The organism is Proteus sp. TSJ240517 (assembly GCF_047921575.1).
Lineage (GTDB): Bacteria > Pseudomonadota > Gammaproteobacteria > Enterobacterales > Enterobacteriaceae > Proteus.
On record NZ_JBLRMH010000004.1, the window covers coordinates 324,873 to 348,670 of the forward strand.

Here is a 23,798-nt window from a genome sequence, read left to right on the forward strand (position 1 = left end):
TATCAAATAACAAAAGCTAACTACACTGTTATAAATAAAGTCGATAGAGTAACCATTAGAATAAAACTTACAATGATGGGTACTTTTAATGAAGAAAAACATGATCAGAACCTTTGCATTACAAGCAACCGCAGCATTGTCTTTGGTGGTTAGTAGTTATGCAGGGGCGGCTCAATTACTTAATAGCTCTTATGATATCGCCAGAGAGTTATTCACACAGCTAAACAGCGACTTTAAAACGCAATGGGATGCACAACATCCTGACGATAAAGTCACCATCAAACAATCACATGCAGGCTCTTCTAAGCAAGCACTTGCAATATTGCAAGGTTTACCTGCGGATGTAGTGACCTATAACCAAGTTACTGATGTGCAAATTTTGCATGATAAAGGCAAATTAATTCCTGCTGATTGGCAACAACGTCTTCCTAATAATAGTTCACCTTATTATTCCACCATGGCGTATTTAGTACGCAAAGGAAATCCCAAGAACATTACTTCATGGGAAGATTTAACCCGTGAAGATGTCAAAGTGGTTTTCCCTAATCCTAAAACATCGGGTAATGGTCGCTATACCTATTTAGCCGCGTGGGGCGCTTTTGAAAAAGCTTATGGTAACGATGAGAAAACACAAGAAGCGATGAAGAAATTCCTCAAGAATGTTGAGGTGTTTGATACAGGAGGCCGTGGTGCAACGACTTCTTTTATTGAACGTGGACTCGGAGATGTATTAATAAGCTTTGAATCTGAAGTTAATAATATTCGTCAACAATATGGTGAAGATGAATATCAAGTCATTGTGCCACCTGTTGATATTTTAGCTGAATTTCCAGTCGCTTGGATTGATAAAAATGTTCAACGTAACGACACCGAAGCACTGGCAAAAGCTTATCTAAACTATTTATACAGCCCGAGAGCACAAGAGATCATCACGCAATTTAATTATCGCGTAAATGATAAAGCGGTCATGGCTGAAAAAACAGCACAGTTCCCCGCAACGTCACTATTTACGGTTGAAGAAGTATTTGGTGACTGGAATAACGTGATGAAAACACATTTCACGACAGATGGCATGCTTGACAAGTTATTAGCGCAAGGACGTCAATAATGTTTACCACAACCAGCAAACGGGTTTTACCGGGATTTGGATTAAGTTTAGGTGGAACACTGTTTTATACCTGCTTGATCTTACTGTTACCAATGAGTGCGCTGGTTGTGCAACTTTCTGATATGAGTTGGGCTCAATATTGGGCAGTAATCACGCATCCACAAATTGTGGCCGCTTATAAAGTCACGCTATTAGCGGCGGCAGTTGCCAGCATTTTTAATGCTATTTTCGGTATGTTGCTTGCGTGGATCATTACTCGTTACCGTTTTCCAGGTAGACAACTGCTTGATGGTTTAATGGATTTGCCTTTCGCTTTACCTACGGCTGTTGCTGGTTTGACACTCGCAACGCTTTTTTCAACACAAGGCTGGTACGGTTTTGTATTGGATAAATTTGATATAAAAGTCATTAATACATGGATTGGCATTGCCGTTGCTATGGCTTTTACCAGTTTACCTTTTGTTGTAAGAACGGTTCAGCCAGTTCTTGAAGAGTTAGGCCCTGAGTATGAAGAAGCGGCTGAGACGCTAGGAGCGAGTCGTTGGCAGACTTTTCGTAAGGTTGTATTACCTGAGTTATCACCGGCACTAATAGCGGGAACCGCGCTCTCTTTTACGCGCAGTTTAGGTGAGTTTGGCGCCGTTATTTTTATTGCTGGCAATATTGCATGGCAAACAGAAGTCGTTTCTTTGATGATTTTTATTCGATTGCAAGAATTTGATTATCCTGCGGCAAGTGCCGTTGCTTCTGTAATTTTACTTGTTTCATTAGTCTTACTGTTTTCAATTAATGGATTACAAAGCCGATTTGGTCAACGGTTAAGGGGGCATTGATGTCAGATATTATGCAACAACGCTCGGTATATCGTCGCCAAATTGATTGGGTAAAGTGGGGGTTAATCTTTACTGGCGTTGTGTTATCCATTTTATTTTTAGTTGTGCCTATTGCGTGGATCTTTATGACCGCGTTTTCAAAAGGCGTTGAAATATTTACTGAGAATTTATTAGACAGCGATATGTTACATGCTGTCTGGTTAACGGTTCTCATCGCGCTAATCACTGTACCTGTCAATATGTTGTTCGGTGTCAGTATGGCATGGCTTGTCACGCGCTTTCGTTTTCCGGGGCGCCAACTGTTAATGACGTTGATAGATATTCCATTTGCAGTATCTCCAGTGGTTGCTGGATTACTTTATCTGCTTTTTTACGGTAGTAATGGCTGGGCTGGGCAGTGGTTATCGCAATTTGATATCCAGCTTATGTTCTCATGGCCGGGAATGGTATTAGTTACGGTGTTTGTCACTTGCCCTTTTGTAGTCAGAGAACTGGTGCCAGTGATGATGAGCCAAGGTAGCCAAGAAGATGAAGCCGCCGTGTTATTAGGAGCGAGTGGTTGGAAGATGTTTTGGCGAGTGACGTTGCCTAATATTCGCTGGGCATTGCTCTATGGTGTTGTATTAACGAATGCTAGAGCAATTGGTGAATTTGGTGCGGTTTCTGTGGTGTCTGGTGCTATTCGTGGCGAAACCTATTCACTACCGTTACAAGTGGAATTACTTCATCAAGATTACAATACCGTTGGTGCATTTACGGCGGCTGCATTACTCGCCATGATGGCAATATTCACTTTAATGTTTAAAAGTGCATTGCAATGGCACTTAGCTCGTCAGCAATGACATCATTATTTACACAAAAGTAGAGGCAAAATATGAGTATTGAAATTAATAGTGTCACAAAATATTTTGATCGCACTGAAGTGTTGCATGATGTCAGTCTTGATGTGGCTTCAGGTGAAATGGTGGCGCTGTTAGGGCCTTCAGGATCGGGGAAAACGACACTTTTACGTATTATTGCAGGTCTTGAACATCAAACCCAAGGAAGTATTCGTTTCGAAGGGCAGGATGTTAGCCGATTACATGCGAGAGATCGCAAAGTCGGTTTTGTTTTTCAGCATTATGCATTGTTTCGTCATATGACCGTATTTGAGAATATCGCTTTTGGTTTAACCGTATTGCCCCGTCGTGAGCGCCCTAGCAAAGACGCAATTCATAAAAAAGTTGAGCAGTTATTAGAGATGATCCAATTGCCTCATTTAGCTCAACGTTATCCTGCACAATTGTCAGGCGGACAGAAACAGCGTGTAGCCTTAGCAAGAGCATTGGCCGTTGAACCTCAAATTTTGTTATTAGATGAGCCTTTTGGTGCTTTAGATGCCAAGGTGAGAACCGAATTACGCCGTTGGTTACGTGAATTGCATGAAGAGCTTAAATTTACCAGTGTCTTCGTCACTCATGATCAACAAGAAGCGATGGAAGTAGCTGATCGCATTGTGATTATGGGAAATGGCAAAATAGAGCAAGTAGGAACACCACAAGAAGTGTGGCAATCACCAAAAAGTCGCTTTGTTTTAGAATTTTTAGGTGATGTGAACCACCTAAAAGGTGAAATTAATGGCGCTCAATTACAGATCGGGGGATATCACTTGCCATTATCTGTGACACCGCTTTATCAAGGTTCGGTAGATGTGTTCTTACGTCCGTGGGAAATTGCATTAAGTGCACATGCCAATAGTGTTTGCAGATTACCCGTTAAGGTTATTGAGGTATCACCCAAAGGGCATTATTGGCAGTTAATTTTACAGCCATTAGGATGGAGTGAAACACCTATTACTGCAATTTGGAATGATATTTCTTCGGCGCCAGCAAAAGGAAATACCTATTATATGGGAGGTGCTCAAGCCCGTTTATATACGGGAGATACTCCCTTAAATACAGTATCGTTAGCTTATACCGCTTAATTTTATTAATAGCATAGCCTTTTATTATTTCTCACCCATGCTTATTTTTAGCGTGGGTGTTTTGGTTTTTACGAAAGTGTAGAGACTTATCGAATTAACGTTAATGTTATTGCGTTAATAAGTTAAATGTGATTTCTTCATTAATACAGACAAACAAATGAGCAGGGACTTATTGTGGCAGGGTTAGAACAATTTATTGGTAATACACCATTAGTAAAACTACAACGACTTACACAAGAGGTAGACGCTGAAATATGGGTTAAGCTTGAAGGTAATAATCCCGCAGGTTCAGTAAAAGACAGAGCTGCATTATCGATGATTGAACAAGCGGAATTACGCGGTGAAATAAAGCCAGGTGATACGTTGATTGAAGCAACCAGTGGTAATACGGGGATTGCCTTAGCGATGATTGCGGCGGTAAAAGGTTACCGTTTAAAGCTGCTAATGCCTGAGAATATGAGTAAAGAGCGTCAAGCATCAATGCAAGCTTATGGCGCAGAATTGATTTTAGTGAGTCGTGAAATCGGTATGGAAGGTGCGCGAGATCTCGCACAACAAATGGAACAACAGGGCGAAGGTAAGGTATTAGACCAATTTAATAACCCCGATAATCCAAGAGCACATTTTATGTCAACAGGCCCTGAAATTTGGCAACAAACACAAGGTCGTATTACGCATTTTGTTTCGAGTATGGGAACAACGGGTACAATCACAGGTGTGGGAAGTTACTTAAAAACACAATCTAATAGTGTGCAAGTGATAGGCCTTCAGCCTGAAGAAAAAAGCCAAATTCCAGGTATTCGTCGTTGGTCACCAGCTTACTTGCCGGGTATCTTTAAAAAAGAGCTGGTGGATAGTGTGATAGATATGTCTCAAATCGAAGCAGAAGAGACGATGCGCCTTTTAGCTAGCCAAGAGGGTATCTTCTGTGGCGTAAGTTCTGGAGGGGCTGTTGCTGGCGCTCTGCGCGTTGCAAAAGAGAATCCTGGTGCGGTGATTGTTGCGATTGTGTGTGATAGAGGCGAGCGTTATTTATCTACGGGCGTTTTCTCGTCATAATTCAAGTTATAGCGTTGTTGACTGCGTTCACTCACCCTAGTCACATACTAATGTATGCTCCTAGGGACTTATTCACTTGTCGCCTAGCTACACCTTGAATTATTTAGAGTAAGAACATCGTCGAATGAGTTAGAGTAGTTTTTAGTTTGTGTTTTTTAAATATAAAAAACCGCCACATTATTGGTGGCGGTTTAAATAGAGAACATCACAGAAGATTATTTTTTAATCTGAATAATAACGGTTTCACCAACAGTAACTGGGCCTGTCATTTTGGTTAAACCTTGAATTTCATCCATATTAGAGATAACAACCGGAGTTAGAACTGATTTTGCTTTTTCTTCTAATACAGCTAAGTCAAATTCTAAAATCGTATCACCTACTTTTACTTGCTGACCTTCTTCAGCGATACGTTTAAACCCTTCACCTTTCAGTTCAACAGTGTCGATACCGAAGTGGACAAACAACTCGATACCGTTGTCAGACTCAATAGAGAAAGCATGGTTAGTCTCGAAAATTTTACCGATAGTACCATCGACTGGCGCAACAATTTTATTACCAGCAGGTTTGATAGCAATACCGTCACCTACGATTTTTTCAGCGAAAACAACATCAGGAACATCTTCGATATTGACGATTTCACCAGAAAGTGGTGCAACAATATCAATCGTGCCACTGCCTTTCTTTTCCTCTGAAACCAGTGATTTTAATTTATCAAACAGACCCATGAATCTTCTCCTAATTATTGTAGTTGGGACCGGGCTCTGGCTAATGCGATTAGCATAGTGTCTTTTCTTTAGTAAAAGTTTCTACTAAGTCCATCAATTCTTTTGCAGTTGGCTGAGCAAGTGCTTGCTCTGCTAGTGCTCTTGCATCATCGTAATTCGCATTACGGATCACTTTTTTGATGCGAGGAATTGAAATCGCACTCATACTAAACTCATCTAATCCCATGCCGAGAAGGAGCAATGTTGCTCGTTCATCTCCAGCAAGTTCACCACACATTCCAGTCCATTTACCTTCAGCATGTGATGCATCAATCACCTGTTTTATCAGGTTGAGTACTGCAGGTGACATTGGATTATATAGATGAGATATCAGCTCATTTCCACGGTCTACAGCCAGAGTATATTGTGTTAGATCGTTAGTCCCAATACTAAAAAAGTCAACTTCTTTTGCCATATGACGAGCCATCACTGCTGCGGCTGGGGTTTCTACCATCACACCGACTTCAATAGATTCATCAAAAGCTTTCTTTTCTTCACGAAGCTGGCTTTTCAGTATTTCAAGTTCTGCTTTCAATGCACGGATCTCTTCAACAGAGATAATCATTGGAAACATAATGCGTAGTTTACCAAAAGCAGATGCTCTTAAGATAGCACGTAATTGTGGATGAAGGATCTCTTTACGGTCAAGACAAATACGAATTGCACGCCAGCCTAAGAATGGGTTCTCTTCTTTTGGTAGGTTCATGTAAGGTAAGTCTTTATCGCCACCAATATCCATAGTACGAATAATGACCGCTGGGCTTCCTACAGCTTCAGCTACCGCTTTATAGGCTTGGAATTGCTCATCTTCTGTTGGTAAAGAGTCTCTATCCATAAATAAGAACTCTGTACGATACAGACCAACACCTTCAGCACCGTTACGTTCAGCACCAGCAACATCTCGAACTGTACCAATATTAGCGCAAACTTCGACTTGATGCCCATCAAGTGTAATAGCAGGTAAGTCTTTGAGTTTTGCTAATTCTTCTTTTTCGTGTAGATACTCTTCTTTGATAGCTTTTAATGCTTCGAGTTCCTCATCTGATGGATTAATAATGATTTTGTTATTAATCGCATCAAGAACAAGATAATCGTCTTTTTTAATGGTTTGTGTCGCATTAGATGTTCCCACGATAGCTGGAATTTCTAATGAACGAGCCATGATAGATGTGTGAGACGTTCTGCCACCTAAGTCAGTGATAAAACCTAATACGTTGTCTAAGCTTAATTGCGCAGTTTCAGAAGGGGTAAGGTCAGTTGCAACTAAAATAACTTTTTCTGAGATAGCACTTAAATCGATAATTGGCATCTCTAAGATATTGCGCATTAAGCGTTTTCCAATATCACGAACGTCAGCTGCACGTTCTTTTAGATATTCGTCATCTAACGCTTCTAATGCGGTTGCTTGATCTTCAATAACAGATTGAACCGCAGCTTCAGCGGTTTTTTTGTCACTTTTGATAAGAGTAACAATTTCTTGTTCTAACTCTTCATCTTCTAGCAACATGATATGGCCTTCAAAGATTTCGGCTTTATCCGCACCAAGGTTCTTTTCAGCACGCTCTTTAATAATTTCTAGTTGTTGTGCAGATTTGTTACGACCGTCTTTAAAGCGTTCGATTTGATTTTCAATTTCATCACTTTGGATCTTACGTTGGCTAATGATGATAGGTTCTTCTTTGAGGAGAAGGGTTTGACCAAATGCGATACCGGGTGACGCTAAAATTCCTGAAATCATAATTTATCCTACGACTTGCTGGTGATAATCTTAAAAGAATAGGATTGCAAAATACTGTTGTTTTAAAATCATCATTGAAATTAACTCCCCTGAATGGTTTCAGGGGAATAAATAGTGCGTTAATGCTTAATTGCGAATTACTCTAATTCCGCCATTAATTTTACCAAGGCTTCAACAGCTTGTTTTTCATCTTCGCCTTCAGCAGAGATAGTTACAACAGTACCTTGGGTTAAGCCTAAAGTTTGTAATTTGAAAAGGCTCTTAGCGCTGGCAGATTTACCGCTAGAGATAAGCGTGATATCAGAAGAAAATGTTTTGGCTTCTTTTACAAATTGTGCCGCAGGACGAGTATGTAAGCCGTTTGGTGCTGTAATAGTAACTTCTTGCTGGTACATAGGATTTTTTTCCTTTTATAACTCAATTGTTCACATTAAGTCAGGACTTAGTAAGTGTAGATGAATTTGTCCTGCTTTGCGTAGCAATATCAGATAATATTAAGCCGTAAAGCGTCATCTGATAAAAATAGTGTTCAGAAAGATAAAAGAGTTCGTTTTGTCATCTCGGTTATTTTCTGATTAATTTCGACCTTCGAAATAATTAATTGATTAAATACTAAACTCGAAGAAATAAATCACCTGTCTGGATAACAAACTTTGATCTCTACCACAAAAAAAGCACCATTGAGGTGCTTTTTTAATAAATATTTTACAATTGAGATGACGCGATTTAGCTGTCAGAAATGTCAGCAAAAAGTGGAGTGCTTAAATAACGTTCACCTGAAGAAGGTAAAATAACCACAATTTCTTTATTTGCAAATTCTGGTTCTTTTGCGAGTTTTACTGCAGCTGCAATAGCTGCACCTGAAGAAATACCCGCAAGAATACCTTCTTTAGTCATCAGTTCACGAGCAGTATCAAAGGCTTCTTCGTTAGTGATTTGAATAACACGATCCAGTAACGATAAATCTAGGTTTTCAGGAATAAAGCCAGCTCCGATACCTTGGATTTTATGTGGACCCGGTTTTATTTCTTCACCTGCGAGAGCTTGAGTTATAACAGGGGAGCCTACTGGTTCAACAGCAACCATTGTTACCGCTTTACCTTGTGTCTTTTTCAAATAGCGACCAATACCCGTAATAGTACCACCAGTGCCGACGCCAGCAATAACAGCACCTACTTCACCATCAGTATCATTCCAGATTTCAGGACCTGTGGTTTTTTCATGAATTTCAGGGTTAGCTGGATTACTAAATTGTTGTAGTAAAAGGTAACGCTTAGGATCGCTATCACGAATTTCATTGGCTTTATCAATGGCACCTTTCATGCCTTTTGCGCCTTCAGTCAGCACTAAATTAGCACCTAATGCTTTGAGTAATTTACGGCGTTCTACACTCATGGTATCTGGCATCGTCAGTGTTAATTTGTAGCCACGAGCTGCTGCAACATAAGCCAGAGCAATCCCAGTATTACCACTGGTAGGTTCTACAAGCTCAACGCCTTCTTTAAGAATGCCTTTTTTTTCTGCATCCCAAATCATGTTGGCACCGATACGGCATTTTACACTGAAGCTTGGGTTACGAGATTCCACTTTAGCCAGAATGTTGCCATTTCCGAAATGTTTTAAGCGAATTAAGGGAGTGTGCCCAATAGTTTGCGAGTTGTCTTCGAAAATCTTGCTCATTTTTATCCTCGGTACATAATTTTTATAAGGTCAGATGAAATTACCATACGCCATCAAGCTAAAGATGGAAATAAGCTTTATGAATATACTTATAACTTTTTTATCTTTTTATTCCAAAAGGTTCTAATCAAGAGTCAGTGAGACGATTCACAAATTAATAAATCAAGAGATGTACAGTATATTGATGGCTGATAATCTATTTTTAACCACATTTACTGCAAATACAGGGGTCATAATGGAAACCATTGAAGAGTTGATTAGTGCGCTTGAACTCGCCGTACCTGAATTAGATGCGCAAGCTTTGCGTGAAAATTTACCCGAGTCAGATGCTCAAGAAGATGTCCTTAATTGGCTATATGAATCACTCTCAGCTCAAGGATTAATGGACTATGTGGAGTGGACAGAATATTTCGGTGATATTCCTGATCTAAAATCGTTAGAGCACATCTCTTTGCCTGAATCACCGAGTGCGTTGATTTTATCTCAAGTTGAAAATATTGACTGGGATGAGGTGAGTGTAGATCCTTATATGTTGCCTTATGAACTACCTTATTTGGAATATATTAACCACTTTTTGACAGAAAAAGGGTTACGATTGGTCGATCTCACACCGTTTGAAAATGCTTATATTCTCTGCATTCGAGATGATGAAGAGATTATTGAAAAACTAGATGGCGCATTAAATATCTTTGAAATGGGTATTAATGAGCGTGAGCCGATGGATAGAGAAGAAACGAAAGATTATATTCGTTCATTAATTGAGTAGTCTGGTTAATAACAAAATAAGCTAAATCACATTTTAGAAAAACCATAAAATAAAACCCCGTCTAAGAAGAATAAAACGGGGTTTTTTTATATTTATCGATATGTCGCTAAATTAGGTTTACCACTGCCCATCTTGCACATGTTGTTTACGATAACGATCGCACCACATTGCTGTTGCACCACAGATCGCAACTGGCATGATGACTAAATTTAGAATAGGGATCATGGTAAAAATATTAATAATCATACCAAATTGAAGATTATTCCATTTATCCTGTTTAAGCGAAGATTTCATCTCTGCAAATGAAATTTTATGGTTATCAAATGGAAAGTCATTATATTGAATTGCCATCATCCAAGCACCAAAAGCAAACCATAAAACAGGCGCAACGGTTTGTCCGATAGCAGGAATAAAATAGAGCAATAACAAAACAATAGCGCGAGGTAAATAATAAGCTATTTTAGTTAACTCACGCTTTAAAATACGTGGAACATCTTTCAATATACCTGCAACACCCGTATCTGGTGGGGCAATGCCAGTTATTTGGCCTTCTAATTTTTCAGCCAATAATCCATTAAACGGAGAAGCAATAATGTTGGCTAAGGTGCTAAAGAAATAAGTGAACACTAATAAGATAAAAATAACGGATAATGGCCAGATCAAATAACTCAACCACTGTAACCAATCAGGAATTTTTTCCATCATCCAATTGACCATGCCATCAATTTGACCATATAACCACCAAAAAGCGCTTCCGAGAATAATAATGTTGGCAAGTAAGGGTAAGATAACAAAACGCTTCAGCCCTTTGCGTGTAATTAAACGCCAACCAAGAGCAAAATAATGAAATCCATTTAAATTTTTATTCGTTTCTGTCAAATTTGTCATACTTCCTATTCTCTCCAATGAGGGCAAGCTAGTATCATATAGGGAGATAATCAGCCTTACTAGTCATGAATTGTCTAAAAAACGCGCATAAGAGATTGAAGTGTGTATCTTTGTGACAAGAAAATTAAGTATTGGCTTGCACTTATGAGCATTGGCAAATACTCTTAGTAAAAAGTAATATTTGCCAACGTGGCTATTAAACCTCAAGACAACAGAGATAGAAATGATGCAGCAAAATTTGCGTCTGATATTAATCGTTGTTGGTGCGATTTTAATCATAGCTTTGTTATTACACGGCTTATGGATTGGTCGAAAAGAGCGTTCTAAGCTTTTCCGTAATCGCCCAGTAAAACGTCAGAAACAGAATTATCAGTCAGATGAGAACGATGACGAACCACAATATGCTGAGGTTAGTCATCAGACATCAACTTTATCCTCTACTGAAAAGCGGGAGAGTGAGCCACCGATAAAATCGGAGCCTCTACATGAACCTGAAATTTCAGTGGTAGATAGAGATCCATTAATGTCTGAAAACCAAACAAAAGGGAATTCTCACGACACTTCATTACAGCAAGAGCCAAGCCTTGGTGTTTTTGATGTTATTGAAAATGAGCCTGTACCGATTGTTAGGGATGAGCCAAAACAAGCTCCTGTGGTTAATGTTGCGAGTGAAATAAAATCACACGTTAATACAGTAAGCCCATCAGCGAGTTTTGAGCCTTCAATTTCAGAGACAACGGCTCATGTGACTCCTGTTGAAACTGAGGCTTCGCATCATGCTCCGGCTGAAGAGCCAAAAGTTGAATCTGCTCCGCAAGCAACAGAAGCAGAGAAAGAGCTGGTTATTGTTCTAAACGTAAGTGCACATCATGGCCAAATGCTGGATGGTGAAGTGTTGATGCAAAGTATCATTCAAGCTGGATTCCAGTTTGGCGAAATGAATATTTTCCATCGACATCTCAACCCAACAGCCAATGGGCCTGTGTTGTTTAGTTTAGCGAATATGGTGAAACCAGGAACATTTAACATTGATACGATGGCTGAATTAACGACACCAGGTGTATCGATGTTTATGATGGTGCCATCTTATGGTGATGCTAATCAAAACTTTAAATTGATGTTACTTACGGCTCAACGAATAGCATCTGATGTAGGTGGTGTTGTGCTGGATGATGAACGCAAACTCTTAACGCCACAAAAAATCGAGCTTTATAAATCTAGAATTCGCAGGACGCTGGATTTAAATCAATAGCTTTATATCTGTAAAAAAAGCCCCCGCTTGCGGGGGTTTTTCTTCTTTGGTGATAATCATGAATAAAAACACTCAACAAAAAATTGATAAACTTCGCGTTACTCTACGTCACCATGAATATCTCTATCATGTCATGGACGCACCTGAAATACCTGATGCTGAATACGATCGCTTAATGAATGAGCTAAAAGCATTAGAAGCTGAACACCCTGAATTAATTACCTCTGATTCGCCTACACAGCGAGTTGGTGCTTTACCCCTAACGGCATTTGAGCAAGTGAGACATGAAATTCCGATGCTCTCCTTAGATAATGCTTTTGATGAAACAAGCTATCTGGCTTTTGATAAGCGTTTACGTGATCGTTTAAAAAATAGTGAAGAGATCACTTTCTGTTGTGAATTAAAATTAGATGGATTGGCAGTGAGTTTACTTTATGAAAATGGAGTATTAGTACAAGCTGCAACGCGTGGTGATGGCACAACAGGGGAAAATATCACTGAGAATGTGAGAACAATCAAAGCTATTCCACTGCGTTTATATGGTGAAGATATTCCTGCTCGTATTGAAATTCGTGGCGAAGTCTTTATGAATGAAAAAGGCTTTGAATATTTAAACGAAGAAGCGCGCCGCACAGGCGGAAAAGTTTTTGCTAATCCTCGCAATGCCGCAGCTGGTTCATTAAGACAGCTTGATCCTCGTATTACAGCAAAACGTCCATTAACCTTTTTCTGTTATGGTGTCGGTGTACTTGAAGGTGGCGAATTACCTACAAGTCACTATGAGCGCCTACAACAATTTAAAAAGTGGGGATTGCCTGTTAGCGATGCTGTAAAACTTTGCACTGGTAGCAAAGCAGTACTTGATTTTTATCACCATGTAGAAGAAGTTCGCCCCAATTTAGGTTTTGATATTGATGGGGTTGTTATCAAGGTTGATGATATTGCATTGCAAGAGGAACTGGGTTTCGTATCAAGAGCACCACGCTGGGCTATTGCTTATAAATTCCAAGCTCAAGAGCAAATGACGATTATCAAAGATGTCGAATTCCAAGTAGGGCGCACTGGAGCGATTACACCTGTTGCACGTTTAGATCCTGTTCAAGTTGCAGGTGTTGTTGTGAGTAATGCAACGTTACACAATGCTGATGAAATTGAACGCTTAGGAATACGCATTGGCGATACGGTCGTTATTCGTCGAGCTGGTGATGTTATTCCTCAGGTTGTCAGTGTGATTGAAGAAAAGCGCCCTGATGATGCTAAAGAAATTGTCTTTCCGACACATTGTCCTATTTGTGATTCTGATATTGAGCGCATTGAAGGCGAAGCGGTTGCTCGTTGTACTGGTGGCTTAATTTGTGGAGCGCAACGTAAAGAAGCACTTAAACATTTTGTTTCACGTCGAGCTATGGATGTCGATGGAATGGGCGATAAAATTATCGACCAACTGGTTGAGAAAGAATATGTCAAAACACCAGCAGATCTCTTCCGTTTAGATGAAAAAATTCTATCTGGTTTAGAGAGAATGGGTGAAAAATCAGCTAAAAAATTGATCACTGCTTTAGATAAGGCTAAATCAACGACATTTGCACGTTTTATTTATGCACTTGGTATTCGAGAAGTCGGTGAAGCAACAGCAAGTGGATTGACAACACATTTCTCAACCCTTGATGAATTACGAAATGCAGATGTAGAAGCGCTAAAATTAGTCCCTGATGTGGGTGATGTTGTCGCTAAACATGTCGTTAATTTCTTCCAAGAGGAACACAATAGAACGGTTATTGATCAATTGATCAATGATGCCGGTATTACATGGCAAGCGCCTGTTATTGTGACTCATGAAGCGGGTGATAATCCTTTTGCGGGTAAAACCGTTGTGTTAACTGGGTCACTTGCACAGTTAACGCGTGATGAAGCAAAAGACAGATTAGTGGCGTTAGGCGCAAAAGTAAGTGGAAGTGTTTCTAAAAAAACTGACATGGTCATTGCGGGTGAAGCAGCTGGTTCTAAGTTAGTGAAAGCTAACGAATTAGGGATAACTGTTATCGATGAAGATGAAATGATACGATTACTTGATCAATCGAAATAATCATCCTAATATTTAATAAATGCTACTGGGGAAATCTTCTCAGTGGCATTTTCACTTAAGCTAAATTCACATTTAATGTTTCTTAAGTAACTTTCAAAGTGTGATCAACCTATCTTATTTAATAAATAGTGTGTATGCGGTTTCATGAGATTGTGACAGTAGTCACATCGTAATGTTACGCGTTACATAAAATGCTCTACAAGATTTATTTTTATTTTTGGAGCATGCATGTCCTCTATCATTCACTTCGTTTTAGCACTCGCCGTTATTGGCGCATTAGCATTCGTTGCGAGTAACAACCGCAAAGGGATCCGTCTGCGTTATATCGTGCAGTTATTAGTTATTGAAATCGCATTAGCATGGTTCTTCCTCAACTCTGATGTTGGTGAAGGCTTTGTTCGTGGCTTCGCAGGATTATTTGATCACTTATTAGGTTATGCCGCACAGGGTACTGAATTTGTATTCGGTGGCATGATGAAAGGTGGTTTAGCATTCTTCTTCTTGAATGTTTTATGTCCAATTATCTTTATTTCTGCATTAATTGGTATTCTTCAACATATCAAAGTATTACCTTTCGTGATCCGCATTATCGGTACTGTGCTTTCTAAAGTGAACGGTATGGGGAAACTGGAATCATTCAACGCGGTGAGCTCACTGGTTCTTGGTCAATCAGAGAACTTTATTGCCTATAAAGATGTATTAGGCAAAATGTCTCAGCGTCGTATGTACACTATGGCTGCAACAGCAATGTCGACAGTATCTATGTCAATTGTTGGTGCATACATGACAATGTTAGATCCAAAATATGTTGTTGCTGCTCTGGTACTGAATATGTTCAGTACATTTATCGTTCTTTCTGTGATTAACCCATATTCTGTTGAAAATGAAGAAGATATTCAAATGGGTAGTCTGCATGAAGGCCAAAGCTTCTTTGAGATGTTAGGTGAATACATCTTAGCGGGTTTCAAAGTTGCATTAATCGTTGCTGCAATGTTGATTGGTTTCATTGCATTAATCGCTGCTGTGAATGCGATTTTCAGCATGATTTTTGGTATCAGCTTCCAAGATTGTTTAGGTTACGTTTTCTATCCATTAGCATGGGTAATTGGTGTGCCAGAACAAGATGCATTACGTGTTGGTAGTGTGATGGCAACAAAATTAGTGTCTAATGAATTCGTTGCAATGGGTAGCTTACAAGATATCGCTTCTGAGTTAACACCACGCTCTGTGGGGATCTTATCTGTATTCTTAGTCTCATTTGCTAACTTCTCTTCAATCGGGATTGTAGCAGGTGCGATTAAAGGTCTGAATGAAGTACAAGGTAACGTTGTTTCTCGTTTTGGTCTGAAATTACTGTTCGGCTCTACATTAGTAAGCTTCTTATCAGCCGCTATCGCAGGTCTGTTTGTTTAATCTCTGAAGATAAAACAGATAGCATGTGAATAAAATAACAATGTAAACAGCGTCACTTGTTAATCAAGTAACAGAAAATAAAGCAGTACCTTTGGGTACTGCTTTTTTTATCTTTAAATTGCCCTATAATCGGTTCTATTCCTTCAATGACAACGTGGTAGAAAACATGCTAGAGAAACAGCATCTTATCGATATAGCAAACACTCAAATGCCATTTGGTAAGTACAAAGGGCGTATGTTGGTTGATTTACCTGAAGAATATTTATTGTGGTTTGCAAAGAAAGGCGAGTTTCCTGAAGGTAAGCTTGGTCAACTTATGGAGATGACCTTAGCAATTAAAATTGAAGGTCTAGAAGGGTTATTAAAGCCATTAAAGCGGTGATGCTAATTATTGTTTATACCTGATTTTTCAGGTGGTAATGCATTAATAATTTTTTGGCTTAATTCAATAAATAATGACAATACATTTTCTAATTCACTCTTTTTCATAAATATGCCATCTCATGAATTATGTTAACTAAAGTTAATATTATCAGGCCATTCATTTTTTATGGCTTGAATATGGGCTTACCCGCAATATTAAAAAGTAGAGGGAGTAGAAAACAAAAAATCCCGAAGATTTCTCTTCAGGATCTTAAAATTCTGGTGGAGCTAAACGGGATCGAACCGTTGACCTCTTGCATGCCATGCAAGCGCTCTCCCAACTGAGCTATAACCCCACATATTAGATTGTTCTAGAAGTATATTGGTGGAGCTAAGCGGGATCGAACCGCTGACCTCTTGCATGCCATGCAAGCGCTCTCCCAACTGAGCTATAGCCCCAACATACTGGAACGGGCTTGATAATAGGCAACAAGCACAATACTGTCAATCAGTTAATCTCACATTATTTATTGATTGCTGAAAAAGAGTACAAAAAAAAGATACATTCCCCATTTTAGGAATGTATCTTTCTTAATAAGCAAGATTAACGTGGCAATTAAGCTTGGTTTTCTCTTTCAGTAATAAAGTCTAATGCTTTATTAATACGTGCAATGCTACGCGTTTTACCAATAGCGTGAACGGTAACATCTAAGCCAGGAGATTGACCTGCACCTGTTACAGCAACTCGTAATGGCATGCCCACTTTACCCATACCCACTTCTAATTCATCAGCAGTATCTTGAATGGCTTGGTGAACATTTTCAGCCGTCCACTCTGTAATTGCTGATAACTTATCACGAACAACTTCTAATGGTTGACGAGCTACTGGGCGTAAATGTTTTTTCGCGGCAGCTTCTTCAAAGGTTTCGAAATCAACATAGAAGTAATGGCAACTTTCAGCCATCTCTTTTAATGTTTTGCAACGTTCGCCTAATAATTTGATCAGTTCAACCAATGATGGACCATTACTGGTATCAATATTTTGTTGTTTGATATGCCAATCTAAATGAACTGCAACTTTCTCTGCTGGCAGTGTATTGATGTAATGATGGTTTAACCAAAGTAATTTATCAGTATTAAATGCACTTGCTGATTTACTGATAGCTTCTAAAGTGAAGTGTTCAATCATTTCATCAATAGTAAAGATCTCTTGGTCACCGTGGGACCAGCCTAAACGTACTAAGTAGTTTAATAGTGCTTCTGGTAAATAGCCGTCATCACGATATTGCATTACGCTGACTGCGTTATAACGTTTAGATAGTTTTTTACCATCGTCACCTAAAATCATTGATACGTGAGCATATTCAGGTACAGGCGCACCTAATGCTTTGAGAATATTGATTTGGCGAGGTGTGTTATTGATATGATCTTCACCACGAATAACGTGAGTGATTTCCATATCCCAGTCATCAATAACAACACAGAAGTTATAAGTTGGAGAGCCATCAGTACGGCGAATAATCAGATCGTCAAGCTCTTGGTTACTAAATTCTATCGGGCCACGAATTTTGTCATCAAAAATAACAGAACCTTCTTGTGGGTTTAAGAAACGCACAACATGAGGCTCATCAGCGCTGTGATTATGGTTACCGCCACGGCAACAACCATCGTAACGAGGTTTTTCACCTTTCGCCATTTGATCTTCGCGTAGTTGTTCTAAACGCTCTTTAGAACAATAGCAACGGTATGCAGTACCCGCAGATAACATTTGATCAATCACTTGGTTATAGCGATCGAAGCGTTTAGTCTGATAATAAGGACCTTCATCCCAATTCAGATTTAACCAATTCATACCGTCCATGATTGCATCGATGGCTGGCTGTGTAGAGCGTTCTAAGTCGGTGTCTTCTATACGCAGTACAAATTCGCCCTTATTGTGACGGCTATATAACCAGGAATAAAGTGCGGTACGCGCACCACCAACATGTAGATAGCCAGTAGGACTTGGTGCAAAACGGGTTTTTATTTTACTCATTGGGATTGCCTTTGTACGTCTTACTTATATATAGATAAGTAATCGTGATTATCAAAAAAACGAAATGGTTGCCTTATTTTATCACTGGATGCTAATTCCTCAATGGCATTAAGCTTTTAACAGAGATAAATTTTTCAAATTGATGATTTTTTGTTTGACGAAGAGTATCCGTAGGATTACTTTGGTTAATTGCTGTGTCACTTATGGTGTTAAAAAAAGCATCTTGACTAAAAATAAAACGAACGATCATTTTCACGATAAAAAACTGATAAAAATCGTTGACTCATAGCGCAGTATCCCTATAATGCACCCCATCACGACGGGCGGTTAGCTCAGTTGGTAGAGCATCTCCCTTACAAGGAGGAGGTCGTTGGTTCGAGCCCAATACCGCCCACCATTATTTTTCGTTGTGATAAGTTGTATGATTTAGTGTAATTGGGCGGTTAGCTCAGTTGGTAGAGCATCTCCCTTACAAGGAGGAGGTCGTTGGTTCGAGCCCAATACCGCCCACCAATTACATTAAAGCGTGGTAGTGAGAATTTAGTCATCATGAAGTGGGCGGTTAGCTCAGTTGGTAGAGCATCTCCCTTACAAGGAGGAGGTCGTTGGTTCGAGCCCAATACCGCCCACCACTTCATCCGGTTATTTCGCGCAATATCACACAGTTAGGTATGGGTCGTTAGCTCAGTCGGTAGAGCAGTTGACTTTTAATCAATTGGTCGGGCGTTCGAATCGCCCACGACCCACCATTCCTAAAAATACAACATAAAGTAGTGAACATTGTGACGGGTCGTTAGCTCAGTCGGTAGAGCAGTTGACTTTTAATCAATTGGTCGGGCGTTCGAATCGCCCACGACCCACCATTCACAAAGCTACTTACAGATTTACGCAAAATTATTAAATGGGTCGTTAGCTCAGTCGGTAGAGCAGTTGACTTTTAATCAATTGGTCGGGCGTTCGAATCGCCCACGACCCACCATTTAATAATAAAGCGGGCGGTTAGCTCAGTTGGTAGAGCATCTCCCTTACAAGGAGGAGGTCGTTGGTTCGAGCCCAATACCGCCCACCACTTCTTTATTCCTTCGTTATAATTTCTTCTTTGTTCTCCCTAGTACTTCTCAAAAACAAGCAACAATAGTTATTTTGTTTTTAATACCTGTGTTATTGCCGTTTAGTTGCATTCTTTTAAGCCTTAATTGTTTTTTCTATATCTGTTGTTTTATCATCTTGCTCATACATGCCCCGTTCATGACCGCATATCCTTACTCACATACTTTCCTAATCCTTGTATTGGCATATACCCAAGGCAATACTTAGCGGCTTATCTTGTTCCTTTGGTGCTATTCGTTTCTAAGGCTGTTTTAACTTGCTATTGCATTGTGTTTTCTGTGAAAAGTGATCATTAGTCGGTTTCTTTATTACGCTTTTTTACATTCTGTTATGTTTTTATCATTTAAAGTGGAGGCGCTTAAAAAGAAAATCACTCTTCTATTGTTAAGTTAATCATTTGGGATGAGGGGGCTCAGTAGAAAGTATGTATTTATTTTTGAGTGGAGCTCAAATCTTGAGCCGAAAATATTAAAAAAATTACTCTAACTGAAAAAGAAAGATCTACTCTCTTTAGGCGTAGAAATAGGCATTTTCAGTTTATTAATAAAATTAAATAACCTCAGAGACACGGTTATAAATTATTTGAGCACTTTTTATGAGCAATATCTCTCATAAAATGAGTAAGTTAAAACATTTTAAATCAGCATTGAAAAATATGTGGCACGCATTTTTTAAGAAAAAATTCAGAAGATTAAAAGATAAAAATAGGGCTTTATAGTTAATACTTCTTACTTTTTATAAACTATAGGATAGCGCTAACAAGAAGAAAGATAAAATATAATGATGTTTTATCTTCTTTATTCTTCTTTTTTAAAGATATGATAGAACGGAATATCTTATTTAACTCCATGATTTAAAATAAATTAATCTTAAAATTTGATATTTATCAATTTTTTTCATCATAATGAACTGGATAGTAAATGATATAAAGCAAAAAACACTTGTTTCATCATTAAGTGATTTGTCCTGAAGTGGTTAATTTCATTTTTTACGAAAAATGGAGAAAATTGTGCATTTAGTAGGAATATAAATTATATAAAAATATTAATGTTTATTTTGCCCTAAGAATAACTCTTATATGGAATAGGTGTGATTACTTAGGACGTAAAAAGATTAATTTTTGTTTTTTTTAACAAAATTAGATCATGCTAAAGGCGATATTTAATAGTTCATTCCCTCGTTAATTTGGCTTAAGATGCGATGATTACACTATTTTTGTAATGCATCAAATACGGGTATTTGAGTGAAAAAGAAAGAATAGTATTTTATGCTCATAAAAAGAATGGTTTTTATGGTAATAAGCATAATCTTCAAATAACTTACTGATAAAACAAAAATATTTATATTAACATTCACCTTTTTTCTATTTCATAAAGAAGATTTTTAATCTAATTGAAAATTAAAATAAGTTATTCATTAATAAAAATTCAAAAAAAATGCGTAATTAAATCTATAATTTTTTATTCTGGAGTAATAAAGAATTGTGGATCTTGAAATATATTTAGTTGAAAGAGTAAGGGTTTATGCTTATATAAATTAATTAACAAATGTTTAAAATGAGATTTATATCCATATTTCAATGTAATGCATGTAATTCATTGAAATTAAAGTGTAATATTGACTTTTTTATAAACTCATCAGATTTCATTGATATTGCTTAAGCTATTTAATAAAAATAAGAAAATCGTTACCTTTATGAGGTTAATTTATTATTTTAAATAAATTAGACTGATATAAGTTGATTTATTTTTACACAATTCAAACAATCGCACTTTAAATTAAGCTTGTAGTAGATAATAATTCTAATTAATGAGTAAAGTTTAAGGGAAAAAAAGCGTAATTTTATAAATAAAATATTTTAAATGCATGAAAATAAAGGAAATATACCATTATCCTAGGTATTCTTTACTAGTGTGAGTAAATCATTGTGCTTGCACTGTCTTTTTTCGACTAGTTGAAAGTGTTTAAATGCGTAGTATATTATTTACATATGATAAGTCATGTTATGAATTGTAATATTTCTTATCTACTAAAAATAATATTTTATTAAAACAAAAAGGTGTCCTCGATAGTATATATTTTTATATATTATTACGCAGGAACACACCATTATAAAATTAGATATCAATCAAAGTGAAAAGCGAGAACAATATTATGAGTAGCAAGTATCCAGTCGCTTATGCAGTTGGACAAAAAATTAAGTCATTAAGAAAATCTCAAGGTTATACTGTATTTCAGTTAGCAAAAGAGATTGATATTAGTGAACAACAGTTATTTCGTTATGAGCGTGGTGTAAACCGTATTGATATTGATTGCTTAGTTAGAGTACTTGAAGTACTAGGCGTTAATATTGGTAGCTTCTTTGAAGAAGTAACAGGTGGAATAGCTCAAGAAACTGAGCGTAATGAACAACATATTCCAGCTCATTTCGATAGCAAGGCTCTTTCTATCTTCTAATAATATTCTTAAATTAGAAAGTAACTCATTTTAGAATAACTAAATTGAGTAAGATAATTCTTATATGTAAGTGTGTCTCTCTAGTTAGTTAATAATAAGAATTTTCTTAATAGATGAAATAAAGCCTCTATATGAAACCAATGCCCTTATTAGGGCATTTTACGTATATAGAGAATGAGAATTTTTAATTTTAAGAAAAAAAGAATAATTTTATTACAAATGAACTGAGAATATCATACTTAGAGAAATATATTCTCGTATTTATTTGTATGAGAAAAAAACAGCTAATTAATACTTGTTTAGAATAAGCTTCCCATAAAATTACCTCTTATATTACCCACCATGATTTCACCTCCTGATAACATTTTTGAAGCTATTAAACGGATAACTTATGCCTTTTATACCAATAAATTTAAAAAGAATGAATTTTAATATGATAAAGACAAAATGTGTGCGTTGGAGGAAATACGTTATTAGATCAAAATTTAAGTATTTATCATTAAATGACTATCTATGGATAATAGTAGTTAATATCACATTGGGATGGACTATTGTTGCCTCTTCGCTGTGAATATGAAGAGACGGTAACAGTTAGTCTTTGAGAGGTTTAAACATTAATGTGACAGCAGGACTTAATTCATTTTCGGTATGATTTGATCCACCAGCACGATAAGCTGTTTGATAACCAATTGCTGCACTCATTTGCCAATCTTCATGATACCCATCGCAAATGCAATGTATATCATTGCATAAATATTTATATAGCGAAAGTGGGCGCCGACTATACACCGAATAAGATGTAAATAAAATGATATATTTGCTAATAATAAAACTATAAAATTATTTCTGAATTAAGATCAAAAAAATGCCCGTTCAAACGGGCATTTTAGGAAATGAAACGTAACAGAAGGAATATTGAGAAATTAATGCTCTGTTTTTTCTGCTATGGAACCATGATCATCATGTTTCTGGTGACGGTGATGACCATCGATCATGCTACGGAATGTTTGAGTGAAAGTATCACCCAGTGTGCATAAGTAGAAGTGTGCACAAATAAACATTAATGCCACTATTCCTAATACTAAGTGTGCTTTTAGCATCCAATAGCCATAACCGAGGACTTCAGGATATAAACATAATAATCCAGTAACAAGTAACAGTGGCACTAAACCAAACATCACACCTAAGTAAGCGAGTTGCTGAAGTGGGTTAAATTTATCAGTTTCAGTTGCTGCGAAAGGATGTGGTTCACCTTTCATTATACCGTAAAGATAAAAGCGAGCTTGTTTGATACAACGACCAATTAATCCGCTAAATCTTACTTTGTAATGCACACCGTTACTGGTTGTTAGATTGATAAAAATAAAACCAATCCAGAACGCGATAAGTACAAAACCACAGATCTTATGTAATAGCACCATTGAAGTGACATTTCCGATAGAGAAATGCCCTAAAAATCCGCTTAATAGTAATAGGATAAACAGTAAAGCATTACCCCAGTGCCAAAAACGAATTGCTTTAGAATATAAATAAACTCGCTCTTCTTCATAATGACCAGAGTGTTTTGGTGCAAGGGCATAGCGTAGTAAGCCATGAATAACTAATACTGCTATCATAGCAACGATTAATAAACCAGCTGCCATTAACCATACAGGCCAATAATCTGGCGTATAATGGAGTTCTGCTCCCCAGATACTAGTCATGCTTTATCTCCCTGATGGATTTCTTTACGACGGAATAAACTTGGTTTTCCGACATTATCTAATTGGTATTGATAAACGGATTTTTGTTTGATCCAAGCCTGAATTTCAGGTGAGTCGATGCGACCAAAAGCAAGTGCATCTGTTGGGCATACTGATACACATGCAGGTAATTCACCCTCAGCTAATCGAGTATCAGAACAGAAGTTGCATTTGTCTGCGATATGCGTCATTGGATTGATATAACGAACATGGTAAGGACAAGCACCAACACAGTAATCACAGCCGATACACAGCTCTTTTTTCACCTGAACTATACCATTCTCATCAATAAAAGAGGCACCAGTAGGACAAACAGAAACACAAGGTGCATCCTCACAATGCTGGCAAGAAACACGGAAAAATTGGTAATGTGGGTTACCCGCTTCGTCGTCATGAGGACCTTGAATTTGGACTTGAAGTCGGCTAAATCCTTCTGGAATGTCATTGATGACTTTACACGCAACAGTACAAGCTTGGCAGCCAATACAACGTTTCTCATCATGTAACATGACAAATTGTTTATCATTATTGTTCATCGTTA

General features: G+C 37.8%; 19 protein-coding genes and 9 tRNA genes. 18 read left to right on the forward strand and 10 right to left on the reverse strand.

What is annotated here, in order from left to right:
- The first annotated feature begins 88 nt into the window (after nt 1–88).
- The 5 genes from cysP (at nt 89) to cysM (ending at nt 4,963) form a co-directional block, all read left to right on the forward strand.
- Complete coding sequence (cysP, locus tag ACNARN_RS09505) at nt 89–1,108, forward strand: thiosulfate ABC transporter substrate-binding protein CysP (RefSeq protein WP_198632665.1); 1,020 nt, start codon at nt 89–91, stop codon at nt 1,106–1,108.
- Nucleotides 1,108–1,941 (forward strand): sulfate/thiosulfate ABC transporter permease CysT, encoded by an 834-nt coding sequence (cysT, locus tag ACNARN_RS09510; protein WP_072068681.1) that lies wholly within the window; start codon nt 1,108–1,110, stop codon nt 1,939–1,941. The genes cysP and cysT overlap by 1 nt, the downstream gene beginning before the upstream one ends.
- On the forward strand, nt 1,941–2,783 hold the full coding sequence (gene cysW / locus ACNARN_RS09515; protein WP_196534097.1) for a sulfate/thiosulfate ABC transporter permease CysW: 843 nt from the start codon (nt 1,941–1,943) through the stop codon (nt 2,781–2,783). Before cysT ends, cysW begins: the two co-directional genes overlap by 1 nt.
- Before the next feature lie 32 nt (nt 2,784–2,815).
- Nucleotides 2,816–3,904 carry a sulfate/thiosulfate ABC transporter ATP-binding protein CysA gene (gene cysA / locus ACNARN_RS09520; protein ID WP_198619739.1) on the forward strand — a complete coding sequence of 363 codons (1,089 nt, stop codon included), beginning with the start codon at nt 2,816–2,818 and terminating at the stop codon, nt 3,902–3,904.
- Nucleotides 3,905–4,078: 174 nt separating this feature from the next.
- A complete protein-coding gene (gene cysM / locus ACNARN_RS09525; protein WP_416304400.1) occupies nt 4,079–4,963 on the forward strand; it encodes a cysteine synthase CysM in 885 nt (294 codons plus the stop codon).
- 215 nt (nt 4,964–5,178) lie between these two features.
- Here the strand turns inward: cysM and crr are convergent, their stop codons facing one another.
- From crr to cysK, 4 genes are all read right to left on the reverse strand, one after another.
- Nucleotides 5,179–5,688 (reverse strand): PTS glucose transporter subunit IIA, encoded by a 510-nt coding sequence (crr, locus tag ACNARN_RS09530; protein WP_036935451.1) that lies wholly within the window; start codon nt 5,686–5,688, stop codon nt 5,179–5,181.
- Between the two features lie 49 nt (nt 5,689–5,737).
- Nucleotides 5,738–7,465 (reverse strand): phosphoenolpyruvate-protein phosphotransferase PtsI, encoded by a 1,728-nt coding sequence (ptsI, locus tag ACNARN_RS09535; RefSeq protein WP_198619741.1) that lies wholly within the window; start codon nt 7,463–7,465, stop codon nt 5,738–5,740.
- Nucleotides 7,466–7,602: 137 nt separating this feature from the next.
- On the reverse strand, nt 7,603–7,860 hold the full coding sequence (gene ptsH, locus ACNARN_RS09540; RefSeq protein WP_006533407.1) for a phosphocarrier protein Hpr: 258 nt from the start codon (nt 7,858–7,860) through the stop codon (nt 7,603–7,605).
- Nucleotides 7,861–8,191: 331 nt separating this feature from the next.
- On the reverse strand, nt 8,192–9,145 hold the full coding sequence (cysK, locus tag ACNARN_RS09545) for a cysteine synthase A (RefSeq protein WP_109370945.1): 954 nt from the start codon (nt 9,143–9,145) through the stop codon (nt 8,192–8,194).
- A gap of 235 nt (nt 9,146–9,380) precedes the next feature.
- Between cysK and ACNARN_RS09550 the strand changes: the two genes are divergently transcribed.
- Nucleotides 9,381–9,911 (forward strand): hypothetical protein, encoded by a 531-nt coding sequence (locus ACNARN_RS09550; protein WP_232797507.1) that lies wholly within the window; start codon nt 9,381–9,383, stop codon nt 9,909–9,911.
- Nucleotides 9,912–10,028: 117 nt separating this feature from the next.
- Here ACNARN_RS09550 and cysZ read toward each other — a convergent pair whose 3' ends face one another.
- Nucleotides 10,029–10,799 (reverse strand): sulfate transporter CysZ, encoded by a 771-nt coding sequence (gene cysZ, locus ACNARN_RS09555; protein WP_198619742.1) that lies wholly within the window; start codon nt 10,797–10,799, stop codon nt 10,029–10,031.
- A 226-nt stretch (nt 10,800–11,025) separates the two neighbouring features.
- On the opposite strand from cysZ, the gene zipA reads away from it, so the two are divergent.
- From zipA to ACNARN_RS09575, 4 genes are all read left to right on the forward strand, one after another.
- Nucleotides 11,026–12,051 (forward strand): cell division protein ZipA, encoded by a 1,026-nt coding sequence (zipA, locus tag ACNARN_RS09560; RefSeq protein ID WP_409281909.1) that lies wholly within the window; start codon nt 11,026–11,028, stop codon nt 12,049–12,051.
- 58 nt (nt 12,052–12,109) lie between these two features.
- Nucleotides 12,110–14,137 carry an NAD-dependent DNA ligase LigA gene (gene ligA / locus ACNARN_RS09565; RefSeq protein ID WP_368887568.1) on the forward strand — a complete coding sequence of 676 codons (2,028 nt, stop codon included), beginning with the start codon at nt 12,110–12,112 and terminating at the stop codon, nt 14,135–14,137.
- 228 nt (nt 14,138–14,365) lie between these two features.
- Nucleotides 14,366–15,550: a NupC/NupG family nucleoside CNT transporter gene (locus ACNARN_RS09570; RefSeq protein WP_099073755.1), complete on the forward strand. Its 1,185-nt coding sequence runs from the start codon at nt 14,366–14,368 to the stop codon at nt 15,548–15,550.
- A gap of 166 nt (nt 15,551–15,716) precedes the next feature.
- Nucleotides 15,717–15,932: a DUF3820 family protein gene (locus ACNARN_RS09575; RefSeq protein ID WP_023581656.1), complete on the forward strand. Its 216-nt coding sequence runs from the start codon at nt 15,717–15,719 to the stop codon at nt 15,930–15,932.
- Between the two features lie 261 nt (nt 15,933–16,193).
- Here ACNARN_RS09575 and ACNARN_RS09580 read toward each other — a convergent pair.
- The 3 genes from ACNARN_RS09580 to gltX form a co-directional block, all read right to left on the reverse strand.
- A tRNA-Ala gene (locus ACNARN_RS09580) sits at nt 16,194–16,269 on the reverse strand.
- Nucleotides 16,270–16,296: 27 nt separating this feature from the next.
- A tRNA-Ala gene (locus ACNARN_RS09585) sits at nt 16,297–16,372 on the reverse strand.
- A gap of 157 nt (nt 16,373–16,529) precedes the next feature.
- Complete coding sequence (gene gltX, locus ACNARN_RS09590; protein WP_109370941.1) at nt 16,530–17,948, reverse strand: glutamate--tRNA ligase; 1,419 nt, start codon at nt 17,946–17,948, stop codon at nt 16,530–16,532.
- A gap of 321 nt (nt 17,949–18,269) precedes the next feature.
- Here gltX and ACNARN_RS09595 point away from each other — a divergent pair.
- The 8 genes from ACNARN_RS09595 to ACNARN_RS09630 all read left to right on the forward strand — a co-directional run bounded on the left by ACNARN_RS09595 (nt 18,270) and on the right by ACNARN_RS09630 (nt 21,515).
- A tRNA-Val gene (locus tag ACNARN_RS09595) sits at nt 18,270–18,345 on the forward strand.
- A 40-nt stretch (nt 18,346–18,385) separates the two neighbouring features.
- Nucleotides 18,386–18,461, forward strand: a tRNA-Val gene (locus tag ACNARN_RS09600).
- 43 nt (nt 18,462–18,504) lie between these two features.
- Nucleotides 18,505–18,580: transfer RNA gene (locus ACNARN_RS09605), tRNA-Val, on the forward strand.
- 41 nt (nt 18,581–18,621) lie between these two features.
- Nucleotides 18,622–18,697: transfer RNA gene (locus tag ACNARN_RS09610), tRNA-Lys, on the forward strand.
- 38 nt (nt 18,698–18,735) lie between these two features.
- Nucleotides 18,736–18,811 (forward strand) — tRNA-Lys (locus ACNARN_RS09615).
- Nucleotides 18,812–18,851: 40 nt separating this feature from the next.
- A tRNA-Lys gene (locus ACNARN_RS09620) sits at nt 18,852–18,927 on the forward strand.
- Nucleotides 18,928–18,941: 14 nt separating this feature from the next.
- Nucleotides 18,942–19,017 (forward strand) — tRNA-Val (locus ACNARN_RS09625).
- 2,195 nt (nt 19,018–21,212) lie between these two features.
- Nucleotides 21,213–21,515, forward strand: coding sequence for a helix-turn-helix domain-containing protein (locus ACNARN_RS09630; RefSeq protein WP_196533856.1), 303 nt, complete (start codon nt 21,213–21,215; stop codon nt 21,513–21,515).
- Nucleotides 21,516–22,438: 923 nt separating this feature from the next.
- Here ACNARN_RS09630 and phsC read toward each other — a convergent pair.
- Together phsC and ACNARN_RS09640 are read right to left on the reverse strand one after the other, a co-directional pair.
- The gene (gene phsC / locus ACNARN_RS09635; RefSeq protein ID WP_109370939.1) at nt 22,439–23,218 is read right to left on the reverse strand and encodes a thiosulfate reductase cytochrome B subunit; all 780 of its coding nucleotides are present in this window, start codon (nt 23,216–23,218) and stop codon (nt 22,439–22,441) included.
- Entirely contained in the window at nt 23,215–23,793 is a 579-nt protein-coding gene (locus ACNARN_RS09640; protein WP_023581663.1) for a 4Fe-4S dicluster domain-containing protein, read from the reverse strand. Before ACNARN_RS09640 ends, phsC begins: the two co-directional genes overlap by 4 nt.
- Between the last annotated feature and the right edge of the window lie 5 nt (nt 23,794–23,798).

Coding starts and splice junctions, on each gene's coding strand:
- cysP (WP_198632665.1), top strand. CDS start 89: ATGAAGAAAAACATGATCAGAACCTTTGCATTACAAGCAACCGCAGCA.
- cysT (WP_072068681.1), top strand. CDS start 1,108: ATGTTTACCACAACCAGCAAACGGGTTTTACCGGGATTTGGATTAAGT.
- cysW (WP_196534097.1), top strand. CDS start 1,941: ATGTCAGATATTATGCAACAACGCTCGGTATATCGTCGCCAAATTGAT.
- cysA (WP_198619739.1), top strand. CDS start 2,816: ATGAGTATTGAAATTAATAGTGTCACAAAATATTTTGATCGCACTGAA.
- crr (WP_036935451.1), bottom strand. CDS start 5,688: ATGGGTCTGTTTGATAAATTAAAATCACTGGTTTCAGAGGAAAAGAAA.
- ptsI (WP_198619741.1), bottom strand. CDS start 7,465: ATGATTTCAGGAATTTTAGCGTCACCCGGTATCGCATTTGGTCAAACC.
- ptsH (WP_006533407.1), bottom strand. CDS start 7,860: ATGTACCAGCAAGAAGTTACTATTACAGCACCAAACGGCTTACATACT.
- cysK (WP_109370945.1), bottom strand. CDS start 9,145: ATGAGCAAGATTTTCGAAGACAACTCGCAAACTATTGGGCACACTCCC.
- ACNARN_RS09550 (WP_232797507.1), top strand. CDS start 9,381: ATGGAAACCATTGAAGAGTTGATTAGTGCGCTTGAACTCGCCGTACCT.
- cysZ (WP_198619742.1), bottom strand. CDS start 10,799: ATGACAAATTTGACAGAAACGAATAAAAATTTAAATGGATTTCATTAT.
- zipA (WP_409281909.1), top strand. CDS start 11,026: ATGCAGCAAAATTTGCGTCTGATATTAATCGTTGTTGGTGCGATTTTA.
- ligA (WP_368887568.1), top strand. CDS start 12,110: ATGAATAAAAACACTCAACAAAAAATTGATAAACTTCGCGTTACTCTA.
- ACNARN_RS09570 (WP_099073755.1), top strand. CDS start 14,366: ATGTCCTCTATCATTCACTTCGTTTTAGCACTCGCCGTTATTGGCGCA.
- ACNARN_RS09575 (WP_023581656.1), top strand. CDS start 15,717: ATGCTAGAGAAACAGCATCTTATCGATATAGCAAACACTCAAATGCCA.
- gltX (WP_109370941.1), bottom strand. CDS start 17,948: ATGAGTAAAATAAAAACCCGTTTTGCACCAAGTCCTACTGGCTATCTA.
- ACNARN_RS09630 (WP_196533856.1), top strand. CDS start 21,213: ATGAGTAGCAAGTATCCAGTCGCTTATGCAGTTGGACAAAAAATTAAG.
- phsC (WP_109370939.1), bottom strand. CDS start 23,218: ATGACTAGTATCTGGGGAGCAGAACTCCATTATACGCCAGATTATTGG.
- ACNARN_RS09640 (WP_023581663.1), bottom strand. CDS start 23,793: ATGAACAATAATGATAAACAATTTGTCATGTTACATGATGAGAAACGT.